Source organism: Pseudomonas reactans (assembly GCF_013387025.1).
Classification (GTDB): Bacteria; Pseudomonadota; Gammaproteobacteria; order Pseudomonadales; family Pseudomonadaceae; genus Aquipseudomonas; species Aquipseudomonas reactans.
In genome coordinates this window covers 141,263-157,939 of the sequence record NZ_JACAQP010000014.1, presented here as the reverse complement: position 1 = coordinate 157,939, position 16,677 = coordinate 141,263, and the positions used below count along the sequence as shown (strand labels likewise).

General features: G+C 60.3%; 15 protein-coding genes. 9 read left to right on the top strand and 6 right to left on the bottom strand.

Features of this window, described 5'->3' with window-relative positions:
- Positions 1 to 58: 58 nt before the first annotated feature.
- On the bottom strand, positions 59 to 2,056 hold the full coding sequence (gene tkt, locus HX793_RS17490; RefSeq protein ID WP_016977752.1) for a transketolase: 1,998 nt from the start codon (positions 2,054 to 2,056) through the stop codon (positions 59 to 61).
- Positions 2,057 to 2,315: 259 nt separating this feature from the next.
- Between tkt and HX793_RS17485 the strand changes: the two genes are divergently transcribed.
- The 5 genes from HX793_RS17485 (at position 2,316) to HX793_RS17465 (ending at position 7,278) form a co-directional block, all read left to right on the top strand.
- Positions 2,316 to 3,311 (top strand): ArsR/SmtB family transcription factor, encoded by a 996-nt coding sequence (locus HX793_RS17485; protein ID WP_016977751.1) that lies wholly within the window; start codon positions 2,316 to 2,318, stop codon positions 3,309 to 3,311.
- A gap of 19 nt (positions 3,312 to 3,330) precedes the next feature.
- On the top strand, positions 3,331 to 4,521 hold the full coding sequence (metK, locus tag HX793_RS17480; protein ID WP_177052711.1) for a methionine adenosyltransferase: 1,191 nt from the start codon (positions 3,331 to 3,333) through the stop codon (positions 4,519 to 4,521).
- A 211-nt stretch (positions 4,522 to 4,732) separates the two neighbouring features.
- The gene (locus HX793_RS17475; protein ID WP_016977749.1) at positions 4,733 to 5,083 is read left to right on the top strand and encodes a hypothetical protein; all 351 of its coding nucleotides are present in this window, start codon (positions 4,733 to 4,735) and stop codon (positions 5,081 to 5,083) included.
- Between the two features lie 95 nt (positions 5,084 to 5,178).
- Positions 5,179 to 6,843, top strand: coding sequence for an NAD-dependent DNA ligase LigB (gene ligB, locus HX793_RS17470; protein WP_177052710.1), 1,665 nt, complete (start codon positions 5,179 to 5,181; stop codon positions 6,841 to 6,843).
- 39 nt (positions 6,844 to 6,882) lie between these two features.
- Positions 6,883 to 7,278: a DUF1090 domain-containing protein gene (locus HX793_RS17465; RefSeq protein ID WP_016977747.1), complete on the top strand. Its 396-nt coding sequence runs from the start codon at positions 6,883 to 6,885 to the stop codon at positions 7,276 to 7,278.
- Positions 7,279 to 7,284: 6 nt separating this feature from the next.
- Here the strand turns inward: HX793_RS17465 and HX793_RS17460 are convergent, their stop codons facing one another.
- Positions 7,285 to 7,734, bottom strand: coding sequence for a c-type cytochrome (locus HX793_RS17460; RefSeq protein WP_016977746.1), 450 nt, complete (start codon positions 7,732 to 7,734; stop codon positions 7,285 to 7,287).
- 129 nt (positions 7,735 to 7,863) lie between these two features.
- On the opposite strand from HX793_RS17460, the gene mltA reads away from it, so the two are divergent.
- A complete protein-coding gene (gene mltA / locus HX793_RS17455) occupies positions 7,864 to 9,048 on the top strand; it encodes a murein transglycosylase A (RefSeq protein ID WP_177052709.1) in 1,185 nt (394 codons plus the stop codon).
- Positions 9,049 to 9,174: 126 nt separating this feature from the next.
- Here the strand turns inward: mltA and HX793_RS17450 are convergent, their stop codons facing one another.
- Positions 9,175 to 9,561 (bottom strand): MAPEG family protein, encoded by a 387-nt coding sequence (locus HX793_RS17450; protein WP_016977744.1) that lies wholly within the window; start codon positions 9,559 to 9,561, stop codon positions 9,175 to 9,177.
- A 193-nt stretch (positions 9,562 to 9,754) separates the two neighbouring features.
- On the opposite strand from HX793_RS17450, the gene HX793_RS17445 reads away from it, so the two are divergent.
- Positions 9,755 to 10,990 (top strand): cation:proton antiporter, encoded by a 1,236-nt coding sequence (locus tag HX793_RS17445; protein WP_016977743.1) that lies wholly within the window; start codon positions 9,755 to 9,757, stop codon positions 10,988 to 10,990.
- A gap of 20 nt (positions 10,991 to 11,010) precedes the next feature.
- Here the strand turns inward: HX793_RS17445 and HX793_RS17440 are convergent, their stop codons facing one another.
- Positions 11,011 to 11,880, bottom strand: coding sequence for a LysR substrate-binding domain-containing protein (locus tag HX793_RS17440; protein WP_177052708.1), 870 nt, complete (start codon positions 11,878 to 11,880; stop codon positions 11,011 to 11,013).
- A 91-nt stretch (positions 11,881 to 11,971) separates the two neighbouring features.
- On the opposite strand from HX793_RS17440, the gene HX793_RS17435 reads away from it, so the two are divergent.
- Together HX793_RS17435 and HX793_RS17430 are read left to right on the top strand one after the other, a co-directional pair.
- Positions 11,972 to 12,385 (top strand): VOC family protein, encoded by a 414-nt coding sequence (locus HX793_RS17435; RefSeq protein ID WP_177052707.1) that lies wholly within the window; start codon positions 11,972 to 11,974, stop codon positions 12,383 to 12,385.
- 34 nt (positions 12,386 to 12,419) lie between these two features.
- Positions 12,420 to 13,709, top strand: coding sequence for a cation:dicarboxylate symporter family transporter (locus tag HX793_RS17430; RefSeq protein WP_256354368.1), 1,290 nt, complete (start codon positions 12,420 to 12,422; stop codon positions 13,707 to 13,709).
- 55 nt (positions 13,710 to 13,764) lie between these two features.
- Here the strand turns inward: HX793_RS17430 and HX793_RS17425 are convergent, their stop codons facing one another.
- Positions 13,765 to 14,649: a formate/nitrite transporter family protein gene (locus HX793_RS17425; RefSeq protein WP_177052706.1), complete on the bottom strand. Its 885-nt coding sequence runs from the start codon at positions 14,647 to 14,649 to the stop codon at positions 13,765 to 13,767.
- A 71-nt stretch (positions 14,650 to 14,720) separates the two neighbouring features.
- Positions 14,721 to 16,631 carry a patatin-like phospholipase family protein gene (locus tag HX793_RS17420; protein ID WP_177059218.1) on the bottom strand — a complete coding sequence of 637 codons (1,911 nt, stop codon included), beginning with the start codon at positions 16,629 to 16,631 and terminating at the stop codon, positions 14,721 to 14,723.
- Between the last annotated feature and the right edge of the window lie 46 nt (positions 16,632 to 16,677).

Here is a 16,677-nt window from a genome sequence, read left to right as displayed (position 1 = left end):
TCAAAATGTGGGAGCGGGCTTGCCCGCGATAGCGCCAGTACAGACAACGCAGACTGACTTAGTCTTCCAGCAGCTCTTCAGCCTGACCCAGGATGTTTTCCAGGGTGAAACCGAACTCTTCGAACAACGCTGGCGCCGGCGCCGACTCACCGTAGGTGGTCATGCCGATCACGCGGCCTTCCAGGCCTACGTACTTGTACCAGTAGTCGGCATGCGCCGCTTCGATGGCGATACGCGCGCTGACCTGCAACGGCAGCACCGACTGCTTGTAACCGGCGTCCTGGGCTTCGAACACGCTGGTGCACGGCATGGACACAACACGTACGTTGCGGCCTTGGGCAGTCAGCTTGTCGTACGCCTGAACGGTCAGGCCCACTTCGGAACCGGTGGAGATCAGGATCAGCTCCGGCTCGCCGATGCAGTCCTTGAGCACATAACCACCACGGCTGATGTCGGCGATCTGCGCGTCGGTACGCACTTGGTGCTGCAGGTTCTGACGCGAGAAGATCAGCGCCGAAGGGCCGTCCTTGCGCTCGATAGCGTGCTTCCAGGCCACGGCGGATTCCACCGCGTCGGCTGGGCGCCAGCAATCCAGGTTCGGCGTGGTGCGCAGGCTGGTCAGTTGCTCGACCGGCTGGTGCGTCGGGCCGTCTTCACCGAGGCCGATGGAGTCGTGGGTGTAGACGTGGATCACGCGCTTCTTCATCAGCGCGGCCATGCGTACGGCGTTGCGGGCGTATTCCATGAACATCAGGAAGGTCGCGCCGTAAGGCACCAGGCCGCCGTGCAGGGATACGCCGTTCATGATCGCGCTCATGCCGAACTCACGTACGCCGTAGTACATGTAGTTGCCGCTGGCGTCTTCAGCCGACACACCTTTGCAACCTTTCCACAGGGTCAGGTTCGAACCGGCCAGGTCGGCCGAACCGCCGAGGAACTCAGGCAGCAGCGGGCCAAAGGCGTTCAGGGTGTTCTGGCTGGCTTTACGGCTGGCGATGGTTTCGCCCTTGGCCGCGACTTCGGCGATGTAGGCCGAGGCTTTTTCCGAGAAGTCGGCAGGCAGGTCACCAGCGAGGCGACGAACCAGCTCATTGGCCAGCTCAGGGAATTCGGCGGAGTAGGCCGCGAAACGCTGGTCCCACTCGGCTTCGGTGGCCAGGCCTTTTTCCTTGGCATCCCATTCGGCGTAGATGTCGGCCGGGATTTCGAACGGGCCGTGGTTCCACTTCAGGGCTTCACGGGTCAAGGCGATTTCCGCGTCACCCAGTGGGGCGCCGTGGCAGTCTTCTTTGCCCTGCTTGTTCGGCGAACCGAAACCGATGGTGGTCTTGCAGCAGATCAGGGTCGGCTGCGCGCTCTTGCGGGCGGTATCGATGGCAGTCTTGATCTCTTCCGGATCGTGGCCGTCGACGTTGCGGATCACCTGCCAGTTGTAGGCTTCAAAACGCTTAGGCGTATCATCGGTGAACCAGCCTTCGACTTCGCCGTCGATGGAGATGCCGTTGTCATCGTAGAACGCGATCAGCTTGCCCAGGCCCAAAGTGCCAGCCAGGGAAGCGACTTCATGGGAAATACCTTCCATCATGCAGCCATCACCCAGGAACACGTAGGTGTGGTGATCGACGATGTCATGGCCTGGGCGGTTGAACTGCGCGCCCAGGACTTTTTCAGCCAGCGCGAAACCCACGGCGTTGGCCAGGCCTTGGCCCAGGGGACCGGTGGTGGTCTCGACGCCTGGGGTGTAGCCGAATTCCGGGTGGCCCGGGGTGCGGCTGTGCAGTTGACGGAAGCTTTTCAGGTCGTCGATGGTGACGTCGTAGCCGGTCAGGTGCAGCAGCGAGTAGATCAGCATCGAACCGTGGCCGTTGGACAGCACGAAGCGGTCGCGGTCGGCGAACGATGGATTGGTCGGGTTGTGTTTCAGGTAGTCACGCCAAAGCACCTCGGCGATATCCGCCATGCCCATCGGGGCACCGGGATGGCCGCTGTTGGCTTTTTGCACGGCATCCATGCTGAGGGCACGAATGGCGTTGGCACGCTCACGACGGCTGGGCATCGCTGATCTCCTGGGGGTTGCTTAAAAGAAACGGAAAAAAGGACCGGCATTTTCCCTCAGCCACCGCCTGTGGGCAATGACAGATAGTCACTTGGGGGTGTTTTTCCTGTGCTTTGGGCATCAATCCCTTGCAGAAAGCTTTAGCCGGTTCGTCTAAAGGTTATAGCGGCGGCTTATAACCGCCACTTATCGATCAATATCAAAACTTTTTGATATTGGCCTTGCGATGCACTCGACCCGTCACTAGACTGCTGGCCTTATGAATCTACCCATGCCCTCACTGCGCCCCGACGACGGCGATGAACTGGCAGCCTTGTGCAAGGCCGCTGGCGATCCGTTGCGTCTAAACGTGTTGCGCGCACTGGCCAACGATTCCTTCGGCGTACTGGAACTGGCGCAGATCTTTGCCATTGGCCAATCCGGCATGAGCCATCACTTGAAGGTGCTGGCCCAGGCCGACCTGGTGGCTACCCGCCGCGAAGGCAATGCGATTTTCTACCGCCGCGCCCTGCCCCATACCGAGCTGCTGGGCGGCAAGCTGCACGCAGCCCTGCTTGAAGAAGTGGATAACCTGAGCCTGCCAGGCGACGTACAGTCGCGTATCGGCCAGGTGCATGGGCAACGCGCCGCCGCCAGCCAGGATTTTTTCGCACGGGTTGCCGAGAAATTTCGCGCCCAGCAAGACCTGATTGCTGGCCTTGCCCAATACCGCGACAGCGTATTGGCGTTGCTCGACAAATTGAGCTTCAGTGATGACGCCACGGCACTGGAAGTCGGCCCTGGCGACGGCGGTTTCCTGCCAGAGCTGGCACGGCGCTTTCAGCAAGTCACAGCCTTGGACAATAGCCCGGCGATGCTCGAACTGGCACGCCAGCTCTGTGAGCGCGAGTCGCTGGGCAATGTCAGCCTGCAGTTGGCCGACGCATTGAACAGCACAACGATCAAGGCCGACTGCGTGGTGTTGAACATGGTCTTGCACCATTTCGCCGCCCCCGCTGACGCCCTTAAGCAAATGGCGGGGCTGCTGCACCCCGGCGGTAGCCTGCTGGTTACGGATTTATGCAGCCACAACCAGAATTGGGCCAGGGAGGCCTGCGGTGATCTCTGGTTGGGTTTTGAACAGGATGATCTGGCCCGTTGGGCCACCGCTGCGGGACTTGTTCCCGGGGAAAGCCTCTATGTAGGTTTACGCAATGGTTTCCAGATTCAGGTCCGCCACTTTCAGCGACCGGCTGGCGACACTCACCATCGGTAAATATCAGGAAAACATCGAGATGAGCGAATACTCCCTTTTCACCTCCGAGTCCGTGTCTGAAGGGCATCCGGACAAAATCGCCGACCAGATTTCTGATGCGGTGCTGGACGCCATCATTGCTGAAGACAAGTTCGCCCGTGTGGCGTGCGAGACTCTGGTGAAAACCGGTGTAGCGATCATCGCTGGCGAAGTCACCACCACGGCCTGGGTTGACCTGGAGCAGATCGTTCGTGACGTGATCACCGACATCGGCTACACCAGCTCCGACGTCGGTTTCGACGGCGCGACCTGCGGCGTGATGAACATCATCGGCAAGCAATCCCCGGACATCAACCAGGGTGTCGACCGTGCCAAGCCTGAAGATCAAGGCGCCGGCGACCAAGGCCTGATGTTCGGCTATGCCAGCAACGAAACCGACGTGCTGATGCCTGCGCCGATCACCTTCTCGCATCAGCTGGTGCAGCGTCAGGCCGAAGCGCGTAAATCCGGCTTGCTGCCGTGGCTGCGCCCGGACGCCAAGTCACAGGTGACCTGCCGTTACGAAGGCGGCAAAGTCGTCGGTATCGACGCTGTCGTACTGTCGACCCAGCACAACCCGGACGTGTCCTACGCCGACCTGCGCGAAGGCGTGATGGAGCTGATCGTCAAGCACGTGCTGCCGGCCGAATTGCTGAGCAAGGACACCCAGTTCCACATCAACCCGACTGGCCAGTTCATCATCGGCGGCCCAGTGGGCGACTGTGGCCTGACCGGTCGCAAGATCATCGTCGACAGCTACGGCGGTATGGCCCGTCACGGCGGTGGCGCGTTCTCGGGTAAAGATCCATCCAAGGTTGACCGTTCGGCTGCTTACGCGGGTCGTTACGTGGCCAAGAACATCGTCGCCGCCGGCTTGGCCGAGCGCTGCGAGATTCAGGTTTCCTACGCCATTGGTGTGGCCCAGCCTACGTCGATCTCGCTGAATACCTTCGGCACCGGCAAGATCAGCGATGACAAGATTGTGAAGCTGGTGCGTGAGATCTTCGACCTGCGCCCTTACGCGATCACCACCATGCTCGACCTGCTGCACCCGATGTACCAGGAAACCGCAGCCTACGGCCACTTCGGGCGTACCCCTGCGCAGAAGACTGTCGGCAACGACACCTTCACCACCTTCACCTGGGAAAAAACCGACCGCGCCAACGAACTGCGCACTGCTGCCGGCCTGTAATCGCTCTCGATGTACAAAAGCCCCGCCGGGTTATTCCGGCGGGGCTTTTTTATTGCGCGACGACCTTCACGCTTTTTGGATCCAAAGCTTGCAGGCCCAATGATGGCCCCTTAGAATCCGCGCCCTCTCGGGCCCTTCACCTTATTTGGATATTGCCCTGCGCCAGCCCGGGATTGATCAGCGCGCAGGCAATCGAACATTGAGGTTTTTCATGCGCATTTCCACGCTCGCCCCTGCCGTCCTTCTGCTCAGCCTGTTCGCCCTGCCGGTAAACGCCGCCGACCTGAGCGCACTGAGTGGCGCCCTGAGCGCCCAACTGGGTGGCGGCAACTCCGGCGATTGCCAGAAACAAGCCAACGACCTGCAAGCCAAGATCGATGCCGCCGAAGCCCAGAAGGACACCCTGAAAGTGAAGGCCTTCAAAGCCGCCCAGGACCAGATCAACAAAGGTTGTGACAAACTTTCTGAAGCCCAGGCCAAAGCCGACGCCAAGCAGCAAACACAGGAGGCCAAGGCCGATAAGCCCGACGCCGTGAAAGCCTTGGGTGGTCTGTTCAAGTAAATAGAAACACCCAGTAAAAAGCCCCGCAGCGTCGGGGCTTTTTTGTGCCTGAGTGGATCATTTAGGCTGGGCACCCTTTTCGAGCAAGGATGCTCATGATGCATTTACTGCTAGCACTTTTACTCAGCATTTTACCCAGCGTGGGGTGGGCCGAGGAGTGTCCCGACGCAGACCGGGCACAGGTCAACACCCTGGCCGAACAGATACGTTTGTGGGACGACAGCTACCACCGCCTCAACCAATCCCCCGTCAGCGACGAACTCTATGACCAGGCGCGTCAACGCCTGGCCCGCTGGCGCCAATGTTTCCCCGATTCCCTCACGAAACCCGACAAGCCACTGGCGAGTTCACGCGGCACCCGAGCTCACCCCATTGCCCATACGGGTCTTGAGAAGCTGCCAGATGAACAGGCGGTCGGTACCTGGCTGCAAACACGCAAAGAGGTATGGATTCAACCCAAGGTGGATGGCGTGGCGGTGACGCTGGTTTATCAACGAGGCCGCCTGCGGCACGTCATCAGCCGGGGCGACGGCTTGATGGGCCGCGACTGGTCAGTGTCCGCGCGCAAGATCCCCGGCATTGTCCAGCAACTGCCGGAGCCTATCGACCTGGTGCTGCAAGGCGAACTCTATTGGCGACTCGACGACCATGTGCAATCGGCAAATGGCGGGCTCAATGCCCGCAGCAAGGTGGCCGGGCTGATGAACCGCCTGCATCTGAGCGACGCGGACGCTGCCGGCATAGGCCTGTTCGTCTGGGCGTGGCCGGAGGGGCCTGACTCGTTTACCGAGCGCCTGGCCACGCTGGCTCGCTGGGGTTTTACCGATAGCCGACGCTACAGTCAGCCCATCCGGGATATCGCCGACGCCACGCACTGGCGCGCCTATTGGTACAACCATCCATTGCCATTCGCCAGCGATGGAGTGGTGCTGCACCAGGCGCAGCGCGCGCCCGCCCAACGCTGGCAGGCCAGTGAACCTTATTGGGCGGTCGCCTGGAAGTACCCGGCTGCCAAGGCCCTGGCACTGGTGCGCAACGTGCAATTCAAGATCGGGCGCACCGGACGCATCACGCCGATGCTTGAGCTGGAACCCGTGCGGTTGGATGACCGGCAGATCAGCCGGGTGAGTACCGGCTCATTGAAGCGTTGGCAAGCGTTGGATATCCGCCCTGGCGACCAGGTCTCCATCAGCCTGGCGGGCCAGGTGATTCCGCGACTGGATGAAGTCATCCTGCGAAACCCTCATAGGGCAGACCTGAAAGCGCCTGACCCACGGGACTATCATGCCTTGAGCTGCTGGCAACTGGACCCTGGCTGCGAAGAGCAGTTACTTGCGCGCCTGACCTGGCTGAGCAGCAATCAAGGCCTTGCATTACCCCACATAGGCCGCGAGACCTGGAACATATTGATCCAGGCTGGTCTAATCGCAGGCTTTCTCGATTGGTTAACCCTGGATGCGGCAGAGCTTGCTAACATTGATGGCTTGGGTGATCGCAGCCGCGCGCGCGTGCTCGAAAGCCTCCACAACGCGCGGCAACAGTCCTTTGCTCAATGGCTCAAAGCCTTGGGCGTACCGCCTGCGGCACGCAACAACCTGGAAGGCGACTGGCAGACGCTGGTCGCGCGCGACACCCAGGCCTGGCAGACCATTGATGGCATCGGCCCGGGCCGCGCGGCGCAACTGAGCGCTTTTTTCCGCGACCCGCAAGTACAGGCCTTGGCAGACACATTACACGTGGCCGGCATCGACGGGTTTTGAACCCGAGCCGACCATCAGATTGCGACCTTGGAGTCTCACATGAAATTTCTAGCACCCTTTGCCCTGTTGACCGTCGCAAGCTTCATGGCGACCCCCCTGATGGCCGCCGAAGAGGCGCCTCAGCTCACCGGCTGCGCCGCCAAGCGCCAAGCCATCAGCGCCCAGATCGAACAGGCCAAGGCCCACGGCAACAGTGCCCAGCAGGCAGGCCTGGAAAAAGCCCTGAGCGAAGTCACCGCCAATTGCACCGACGCGTCCTTGAAGAAGGAGCGCGAAAACAAGGTGCTGGATGCCAAGCATGAAGTCAGCCGCCGTCAGGCCGACCTCGACAAGGCCATGAAAAAAGGCGATGCAGACAAGATCAACAAACGTAAGGACAAACTCGCCGAGTCCCGCAAAGAACTGCAGGACGCGGTGGAAGAGCTCGACCAGTAAAACCGGTCAGTGGTCCCGGAACTGCTTATGGCAGGCGCTGCAGGCATCTTCTACTTTCTGCACCGCCGGCCCCAGGTTGCTGGCCTTGTAAGGCTGCACTTGGCTGATGGTCACCAATTCACCGGTGGCCGCTTCCAGGTCGCGGGCCAGTTGCTGGAATTGCGCCTGCTTCTGCCAGACATCATCCTTGGCACTGGTGTGATCTTCTTCGCGTACGCTCGGAAAATGTTTCCACGGCTCATGAGACAACGCGTCCAACTTTACCGCGCCTTCGGCAAATTTAGCGCCGTCGAACGGGATGCGCCCGCGCAGCATGCCGCCCAGGTCTTCGCCTGTCTTGAGCATCTGCTTGAAGATCGCCTTGCGCTGGCCCAGCGGCGAATTCGGGTCAACGCCGCCACAGGCGGACAGTGTCAGGCAGGCCAGCAATACAACGGTCAGTCTTTTAAAAGTCATGGTGGCTTCGAGGTCACGGAAAACGGCGGCCAGTATCCTCGCCCCGCCCGTAAAGACCAATAGCCCTATTAATAATAAGGGTTGCCCAGCAGCGTTGCGACGCGGGCAACCGCTTCAGGAAGTGCTTGTATGAACCTCAGCTTGAAACCCTGGAGCCGACGCCTGGCGTGGGCTCTGCCGATGATCGCACTGCTGGCCGGCTGCGACGCGGGCAAAGAAACAGCCAAAGATGAAACACCCAAGCCTCACGCCGTCGCCACTTATGTCAATGCGCCGTGGGAAGCGTTGCCGGCGGTGTCCGACAGCGACTTGCTGGCGGGATTTGAATCCTGGCGCAGCGCCTGCCAACGCCTCAAGGCGGACCCGATCTGGGGTGCTACGTGCGCAGCCGCTGCGACCGTGCCCGCTAATGCGGCGGCGGTGCGGGGCTTCCTCAAGGAGCGTCTGGATGTGTTCGGCCTGCGCTCTGCCGACAACACGCCCAACGGCTTGATCACCGGCTACTACGAACCGGTCTACCCCGGCAGCCTGACTAAAACCGCAAAAGCCAACGTGCCGGTATACGGCGTGCCGGATGACCTGATCATCGTCAACCTGGAAAGTATCTACCCCGAACTCAAGGGCAAGCGCCTGCGCGGTCGCCTGGAAGGTCGTGTGCTCAAGCCTTACGACGATGCCAGCGCCATCAACGGCCAGGGTTCCACGGCCAAACCGATTGCCTGGCTGACGGACCCGATGGACCTGCAATTCCTGCAAATCCAAGGCTCGGGCCGCATCCAACTGGCCGGCGGGCGCCAACTGCGCGTCGGTTATGGCGACCAGAACGGCTACCCCTATCGTCCTATCGGCCGCTGGCTGGTTGAACAAGGCGAGTTGAAGAAAGAAGACGTGACCATGGGCGCCATCAGCGCCTGGGCCAAGGCGCACCCACAGCGCATTCCGGAACTGCTGGCGAGCAACCCGAGCTACGTGTTCTTCAGCGCGCGCCCCGACAGCAACGAAGGCCCGCGCGGCTCGTTAAACGTGCCATTGACCGCCGGCTACAGCGTGGCGGTGGATCGCAAGGTGATTCCGCTGGGCAGCCTGTTGTGGCTGTCGACCACCAAGCCCGACGGATCGCCAATCGCACGCCCCGTCGCAGCACAGGACACCGGTGGCGCGATCACGGGTGAAGTGCGTGCAGATTTGTTCTGGGGCACCGGCGATGCGGCGGGTGAACTGGCTGGGAATATGAAGCAGCAGGGGCAGATCTGGATGTTGTGGCCAAAGGGTGCAGCGTTGCCCCAGGTGCCCGATGCGCCCGTAGGGAGCTGAAGAACAACACCGAGCGAGTGTGGGAGCCGGGCTTGCCCGCGATGGCGATGTGTCAGTGAACATCTTTGCTGGATGACACTCCGCCATCGCAGGCAAGCCAGCTCCCACACTGGCTTGTATCAACCCTCAGATCGAGACGAAGAAGAAACTCGCAATCAACGCCATCCCCACGAACCACACCAGCGAACGCAGGATCGCCCAGTCTGCCAGGTAACAGATGATGTACAGCAGGCGGCTGGTGATAAACAGCACAGCCAGCACATTGATGGTCACCAATTCGGCCGTACCGGCCAGGTGCGCGATGATCACTGCCGCCGCAAAGGCTGGCGTGACTTCGAAACTGTTGAGCTGGGCACTGTGGGCACGCTTGGCAAACCCTTCAAGGGTATCCAGGAACGCGCGAGGGTCGTGGTTCTGCCGTGGACCGAACTTGCCACCGCTGAACTTGGCCACACCTGTGCACAGGTAAGGTAGAAAAATTGCGATCAATACACACCAGAAAGCGACCGTCATCACACATTCCTTTTGTAGTTTTAAACAGCGATTAGAGTTTTAGCACTAAAAATACCAGACCGCACTCACCCGCTATTAGCCCTGGCTCGCCCAAAGGTTCTATGGCGTTTTATCCAATGCCTTGCAACATCGCGCCGCTGGCGCGGTCCATCCCCCCAACAATGCACTGCCACCCAACTTCCAAGGACCCCGGATGCTTGAACTTGTCGCCGCCTTTATTTGCCTCACCACCCTGCTCACTTATGTGAACTTCCGCTTTATCGGCCTGCCACCCACCATCGGTGTGATGGTCACGGCCTTGGTGTTTTCGCTGATCCTGCAAGGGTTGAGCGTTCTCGGCTACCCCGGCCTGGAAGAGCGCATCCAGCAGTTGATCGGCCAGATCGACTTCGGCGACTTGCTGATGAACTGGATGCTGTCGTTCCTGCTGTTCGCCGGCGCCCTGCACGTGAATCTGAACGACCTGCGCAGCTACCGCTGGCCCATCGGCCTGCTGGCAACCTTCGGCGTACTGATCGCAACCGTAGTGATCGGCAGCCTGGCGTACTACATCTTTGCCCTGTTCGGCTGGCACGTGAGCTTCCTTTACTGCCTGCTGTTCGGCGCGCTGATCTCGCCTACCGACCCGATTGCGGTGTTGGGTGTACTGCGTACAGCCAATGCCTCGAAACCGCTGAAAACCACCATCGTTGGTGAGTCGCTGTTCAACGATGGCACCGCCGTGGTGGTCTTCACCGTGTTGCTGGGCATCGCTCAATTGGGTGAAACACCGACCGTCGGCGCCACGGCCATGCTATTCGCCCATGAAGCCATCGGCGGCGTGGTATTCGGCGGACTGATCGGCTACCTGGTCTACCTGATGATCAAGAGCATCGAGCAGCACCAGATCGAAGTAATGCTGACCCTCGCCCTGGTGATCGGCGGTTCAGCAATGGCCACCGAACTGCATGTCTCTGCGCCGATTGCAATGGTGGTCGCCGGCCTGATCATCGGCAACCTGGGCCGCAAGCTGGCGATGAACGACATGACCCGTCGCTACCTCGACGGCTTCTGGGAGCTGCTCGACGACATGCTCAATGCGCTGCTGTTCGCGCTGATCGGCATGGAACTGCTGCTGTTGCCGTTCAATTGGCTGCATGTATTCGCCGCCAGCCTGCTGGCCGTGGCAATCCTGCTGTCGCGCTTGCTGACGGTGGCTCCGGCAATTCTGCTGCTACGGCGTTGGCGCACCGTGCCACGCGGCACCATCCGCATCCTGACTTGGGGTGGTTTGCGTGGCGGCGTCTCGGTGGCACTGGCACTGGCTTTGCCGCTGGGTCCGGAACGTGACCTGCTGCTTAGCATCACCTACATCGTGGTGTTGTCATCGATCTTGCTGCAGGGCTTGACCATTGGTCGAGTCGTAAAACGCGTAGCCGAGCCGCAGTGAGCCCGTGAGACTCCACGTTGCTAGTGCGCAGACGCTCTGCACAGGTGTTCAAGCAGATGCCGCATCGCCACCGGGCGGCGAGGCGTCGAGCTATGCATGACAACCAAGTCCCGCGCATAGCGAGGCGCGTCGTCGACCGGCAAGACGGATAGGCCACTGCATGACATCCCCGCCCACTGCGGTACCAGTGATACCCCCATGCCTTGGGCGACGAGTATGGCAATGGTTTCCAAGGCATCCAGCTCGCACAACACCTGTGGATCAAAGGACTGGTCCTCCAGGTAACGCTGGGCAATCTGCCCACCCCACGACCGAGCGTCGTAGCGGATCAGTGGCTGTTCACGCAGCAATGCTTCCAGCGTCCGCGTCCCCCACTCCGTGGGCGCAATCAGAATCAACGGTTCGACCCGCAACAAAGTCGCCGCCAACGCCTTGGGCGGCTGAAACGGTGGCCTGACCAGCAGCACCGCGTCCAATTCCTGGGTCAGCAATCGTTCATAGAGGCTTCTGGAGTCTCCTGGTGTGATCTTTAGCCTCAGCCTCGGTGCCGACAGCGCCATTCGCTCGATCGCTTCTGGCAGGACGCCGGTTAATGCCGTTGAAACAGCACCGATCTTGATCTCTCCCGATAAGCCATCCTGGCTCAGGTCCTCCTGCAACTCGCGCGCCTGCTCAATGACGGCCTGAATTTTTGGTAACAACAGCAGGCACTGGTCCGAGGCACACGCACCATGCGCCGTGCGCATAAGCAGCGTGCAACCCAGCGTCCGCTCAAGCGCCTTGATCCGTTGGCTGATCGCCGCCGCCGTACGGTTTTCGCGTCGTGCGGCCGCAGCAATGGAGCCGGCTTCAATGACGGCAACCAGGCTTCTCAGGAATCGAACATCCATAAGTTTTCCTTTCGCTCAGACCAAGGCGAATCCGTTTTACCCGGATACACGGCCTGTTTAATTTGAGGGTTCCCCCACCCGGAGATCCCTCATGAACAGACCTTTCCACGCTGCATACCATGTTTATGACCTAAACCAGGCGCGCATTTTTTATCGAGATGTTTTGGGCTGCACGGAAGGCCGCAGCAGCGAGACCTGGATCGACTTCGATTTTTTCGGCAACCAGCTCTCACTGCACCTGGGCACGCCCTTTCCCACCACGCGTACCGGCCTGGTAGGTGAGCATCAAGTCCTGATGCCGCATCTTGGCGTCGTGCTGCCGCTTGATGAGTGGACGGTACTGGCCGAACGTCTCACCCAGCTAGGTGTGCCCTTCGAAATCCCGCCCGTGATCCGCTTCGCCGGCGAGCCGGGCGAACAGCGCACCCTGTTTTTTCTCGACCCCAGTGGCAACCCCATCGAAGTAAAAGGCTTCAAGGACTTCGCAGGATTGTTCGCGCAATAAATCCCTGATAACGAAAACAATAAAGGGCAACCCCATGACCATCAGAAAACCAACCAGCCTTGTCACCCGAATCATGATCGGCCTGGCGGCCGGGATAATTGTCGGCATCCTGCTCAACCAGTTTCCCGAATACAAGGCCTGGTTCATTGACAATCTGCTGCAACCGGCAGGCGACTTGTTCATCAAGCTGATGAAGATGATCGTCGTACCTTTGGTCTTCGCTTGCATGACGGTCGGCATTGCCGGCATGGGCAATCCTGCCGTCCTGGGGCGCGTCGGCATCAAGACCTTCGTGTATTTCTTCACGATCACCAGTATTGCAATCGTGTTCGGCCTGGTGGTTGCCAATATCGTCGAGCCAGGCGCAGGTGCCGAGTTCGCCAGCACGTTGCAGACGCCAGTCACAGGGCTGGTCGCCAACGGCACGACGCAGAATCTGGGCCAAACGTTGCTGGCGATCGTGCCGGATAACATCGTCCTGGCCATGTCACAGGGCAAGCTGCTCTCGGTGCTGTTTTTCGCCATTCTGTTCGGCTGTGCGCTGTCCCTGCTGCCGGAGGAGCGCAAAGCGCCGTTGATCAGTGTGATGCAAGGCGTCTCCGACACCATGTTCAAAGTCACCCACCTGGTCATGCACTACTCGCCGATTGGCATTTTCGGGCTGATCGCGGTCACTGTCGCCAGCTATGGCCTCAATGCCTTGCTGCCATTGGCCAAGCTGATCGGCACGACGTATGTGGCGGTGCTGTTATTTGCACTGTGCGTATTGGGCGCCGTCGCACGGCTGACGGGGGTACGCTTTTTCCACTTGGTGCGAGAAATACGCAGTGAGTTGCTGCTGGCCTATAGCAGCGCCGCCTCGGCAACGGTAATGCCTCAACTGATCGAGAAGATGGAGCGCTACGGCGCGCCACGCCCTATCACCAGCATGGTTATCCCGCTGGGCTACTCGTTCAACCTGGATGGTGCATCGCTGTTTGCCGCCCTGGGCACATTGTTCATCGCCCAAGCGTATGGCATCGACTTGAGCCTGGCAGATCAGGGGATGCTGATATTGATCATGGTGTTGACATCTAAGGGTGCCGCCGGCGTACCCGGCTTCATGTTTATCATCCTTACTGCGACCTTGACCACAGCAGGGCTCCCCGTGGAGGGTGTGGCGATCATCGCAGGGGTCTATCGCCTGATGGATATGCCGGTCACGGCATTGAACGTGTTGGGCAACGCGTTGGCCCCTCTGGTGATTGCCCGCTGGGAGGGTCAATTGAAGGCGCCTGACAGTACAACAGCGGTCGAGCCCGCCAGTGCACCGTTCAACGCCTGAAGGCTCTAAACCATGTACTCCGCAGAGAATGTGCTGGATTCTTTGCGGGGCAATATCACCTCTTTTCCCTAGGCTGAAGCCCTTCTTGGCTGGAGTGAACAGCAGAAGGCGCCTTGCTTTCGCTGCGAATCTGCGCATGGCTGATCAGCGCAAAGATAAAGCTGCCGCCAATGATATTGCCCGCCAGCGTCGGCCCGGCGAATACCAGCCAGAAGTCCTTCCACGGCAACTCGCCGGCAAACACCAGGTATGAAACCTCGGCCGAGCCGACAACGATGTGGGTGAAGTCGCCCAAAGCCATCAGGTAAGTGATGAGGATAATGATCCACATCTTGGCGCTCTCCATGGACGGAATCATCCACACCATGGTGGCGATCATCCAGCCGGAGACGATGCCCTTGGCGAACATCTGGCCAGCGTCGTTCTCCATGATCTTACGGCCGATTTCGAGGAAGGCCAGGTCGGTCTTGGTGTCGAATATCGGCAGGTGCAGCATCACATAAGCCACCAGCAAAGTGCCGCACAGGTTGCCCACCAGCACCACTGTCCATAGCCGCAATAGTCGCCCGGCGTTGCCCAGCGTTGGCTTACTCATCACCGGCAGTACGGCCGTCAAGGTGTTCTCGGTGAACAATTGCTGACGCGCGAGGATCACCGCAAGAAAGCCTGCGCAGTAACCAAAGCTGGCGATCACCTTGAAGGCTTCGCCATCCGGCAGGCGCGAGTTGAGCAACCCCATGGCCATCAGCGACAACCCCATGGTCAGCCCGGCGGCGAGCGCCGACCACCACAAGGCGGCGACACTGCGCTCCAGTTCCTGATCGCCCTGGGTGCGGATGATTTCATGCAGAACCGCCGCGCGAGGCGGCTGGTTCTTGTCGACGTCCTGCTGCTCTTCCTGCGACAGGTTGGGGGTCTTGCCGTCTGCTTGAGTGGCCATGATGTTCCAGAGTCCGAGGGGTGCCTGTAGCTACGACACGCCGCGACGGTGGCTGTTCAGTGGCCAGGCAACTAAACCGGGATGCGCCAGGCCTTGGCTGCTGCCACAGTGGAAGAGCTGAACGGGACACTCCAGGGTTTATTGCGCGCCTTGTAGTATTTGACGATGCCGTCGAGCACGTTGTTGAACGCCTGTGGTGTCTTGGCATCCGCCAAGTCACGTGCCGCCCGTCGTAGCAGCTCGACGTTGGCCGCTGGCTGGCCCGGGCGGTAAAGCGACGGGTAGATGACCTCACGCGTAAAGTTCTCGGCTTTCACCGCGATATCGCGCCGCTTCATTTCAGCCACACCACTGGCCACGACTTTGGACGGGGGGGAAGCCGTGTCTTGCTTGGCGGCCACCTGCAACAGTTGCTGGAAATTGTGTTGCCCTGCCGCGTTGAGCCGCCGCCCCAACCACTCGATGTGCTCCGGCCGACGGGCGAGTGCATCGAGATTGCGCAATGCCGCCGCCAACTTCGGCGTGATCTTCAGCGAGTCGCTGGCTTGATTTGCTTCAGCAATGGCACTGTCCAAGGCCTGCAACGCTTGCAACGCAGTCTTGCGAAACAGCAGCACATCGGCAGCCGCCGGATCTTTCGCCAACTGACCCTGCACACTGGCCAGCATCTCATCGTCCATCGCCAACGCCGCGTCCTCCAATGAAGCAAACGGATATTGCTCACGCACCTCCCCGCGTTCTTCCAGATGCGCCCCCACCGCCTGACGGGCCTTTGCCTGCAGGTGTTCTTTCTGCTCGGGCGTCATGGTGAAGTTGACGGTGCCGTTGAGCATGCCGCGAAAGTCGCCTTTGTCCGTGTTCAGCGGCAAGGTCACCGTTTGGTCGGCATAGGCTTTGAGCCGTTCGTCCTGATAGGCCTCGGCGGCCGAGTGTGGCGTGCCGGTGATTTTGTCGACGATGCTGCTGATAAATCCGCCGCTTTTTTTCGGCGTGGTTTCCTCGGACTCAAACTTCACGACCAAGGACTCAGGCTGGCTCAGCGGACCTTGCGGCTGTGGCTGCCCGACCACGCCAGGCGCGGGCGTATTGGCGAGCAGCCCACCGTCCTGGAAAGCCGTGACCTCAGCCACTTGCTGGAACCCATGGCCTTGCTCTTGCGGGCTCTTGAACAACCCCGGCAGCGCGCCTGAAATACGGGCGGCGCGGGCGATATCCATGTCCGGTGTCAGGCTGGCGTTGAACACCACCAATTGCGGGCGGCCGTCGAACATGCCGGTGCCGGTGATGTTGAGTTGCTTGATCGCCGGAATATGGCGGCTCAACACGTCAAGGTCACGAAAGGTCGGCGTGCCACCGGCGCTCAGCCTGTCGGCAATCTTCATGACTTCGGCGGGCCGGGTTTCCCTGGGCATGTCAGCGATATGGGCAAGGATAGATTTGCGCGACTCATTGCGCATCATCTCTTCAAGGGGCGACGCTTCGGTTTGCAGGCGCGGCAGAATGGTCAGCAACAATTGAGAAATGTTGCCGGCCGCGCCAGGCAGACGCCCGGCAAGCTGGCCAAGTTTGGTGCTGATCGTTTGCAGCCAGGCTGACACCGGGTCTTTGCTGTTGAGCAGGCTGGGCAGGTCGATGCTGTTCGACAGCTCGCCGAACGCCTTGGCGTCCATGCCACTGGCCAGCAGCGTTGCGGAAATCGCCCCGGCGGACGAGCCGGAAATCACCTTCATCCCTTGCAGCTTCTTACCCTCTTCCAGCGCCTGCACCATCCCCGGAAAAGCGATGCCCTTGGCGCCGCCGCCGCTGAGCACCAGATGACTGGGCGCGGGCGGTGACACTGCCACCTCCACTCGCCCATCGCTATGACGATAAAGGCTCAACTTGCGTGGGCCTACGCCTTCGACCAGAGGCGTCTTCACGACTTGGTCGATTTTTCGAGGTGACAGGGGTTGGATCTGGACAGGCGAACTGGACACTTTCATACACAGGCTCTCTCTTCAGGATGTAGCCCTGAGTGATGAGAGCGCC

Coding starts and splice junctions, on each gene's coding strand:
- tkt (WP_016977752.1), bottom strand. CDS start 2,056: ATGCCCAGCCGTCGTGAGCGTGCCAACGCCATTCGTGCCCTCAGCATG.
- HX793_RS17485 (WP_016977751.1), top strand. CDS start 2,316: ATGAATCTACCCATGCCCTCACTGCGCCCCGACGACGGCGATGAACTG.
- metK (WP_177052711.1), top strand. CDS start 3,331: ATGAGCGAATACTCCCTTTTCACCTCCGAGTCCGTGTCTGAAGGGCAT.
- HX793_RS17475 (WP_016977749.1), top strand. CDS start 4,733: ATGCGCATTTCCACGCTCGCCCCTGCCGTCCTTCTGCTCAGCCTGTTC.
- ligB (WP_177052710.1), top strand. CDS start 5,179: ATGATGCATTTACTGCTAGCACTTTTACTCAGCATTTTACCCAGCGTG.
- HX793_RS17465 (WP_016977747.1), top strand. CDS start 6,883: ATGAAATTTCTAGCACCCTTTGCCCTGTTGACCGTCGCAAGCTTCATG.
- HX793_RS17460 (WP_016977746.1), bottom strand. CDS start 7,734: ATGACTTTTAAAAGACTGACCGTTGTATTGCTGGCCTGCCTGACACTG.
- mltA (WP_177052709.1), top strand. CDS start 7,864: ATGAACCTCAGCTTGAAACCCTGGAGCCGACGCCTGGCGTGGGCTCTG.
- HX793_RS17450 (WP_016977744.1), bottom strand. CDS start 9,561: ATGACGGTCGCTTTCTGGTGTGTATTGATCGCAATTTTTCTACCTTAC.
- HX793_RS17445 (WP_016977743.1), top strand. CDS start 9,755: ATGCTTGAACTTGTCGCCGCCTTTATTTGCCTCACCACCCTGCTCACT.
- HX793_RS17440 (WP_177052708.1), bottom strand. CDS start 11,880: ATGGATGTTCGATTCCTGAGAAGCCTGGTTGCCGTCATTGAAGCCGGC.
- HX793_RS17435 (WP_177052707.1), top strand. CDS start 11,972: ATGAACAGACCTTTCCACGCTGCATACCATGTTTATGACCTAAACCAG.
- HX793_RS17430 (WP_256354368.1), top strand. CDS start 12,420: ATGACCATCAGAAAACCAACCAGCCTTGTCACCCGAATCATGATCGGC.
- HX793_RS17425 (WP_177052706.1), bottom strand. CDS start 14,649: ATGGCCACTCAAGCAGACGGCAAGACCCCCAACCTGTCGCAGGAAGAG.
- HX793_RS17420 (WP_177059218.1), bottom strand. CDS start 16,631: ATGAAAGTGTCCAGTTCGCCTGTCCAGATCCAACCCCTGTCACCTCGA.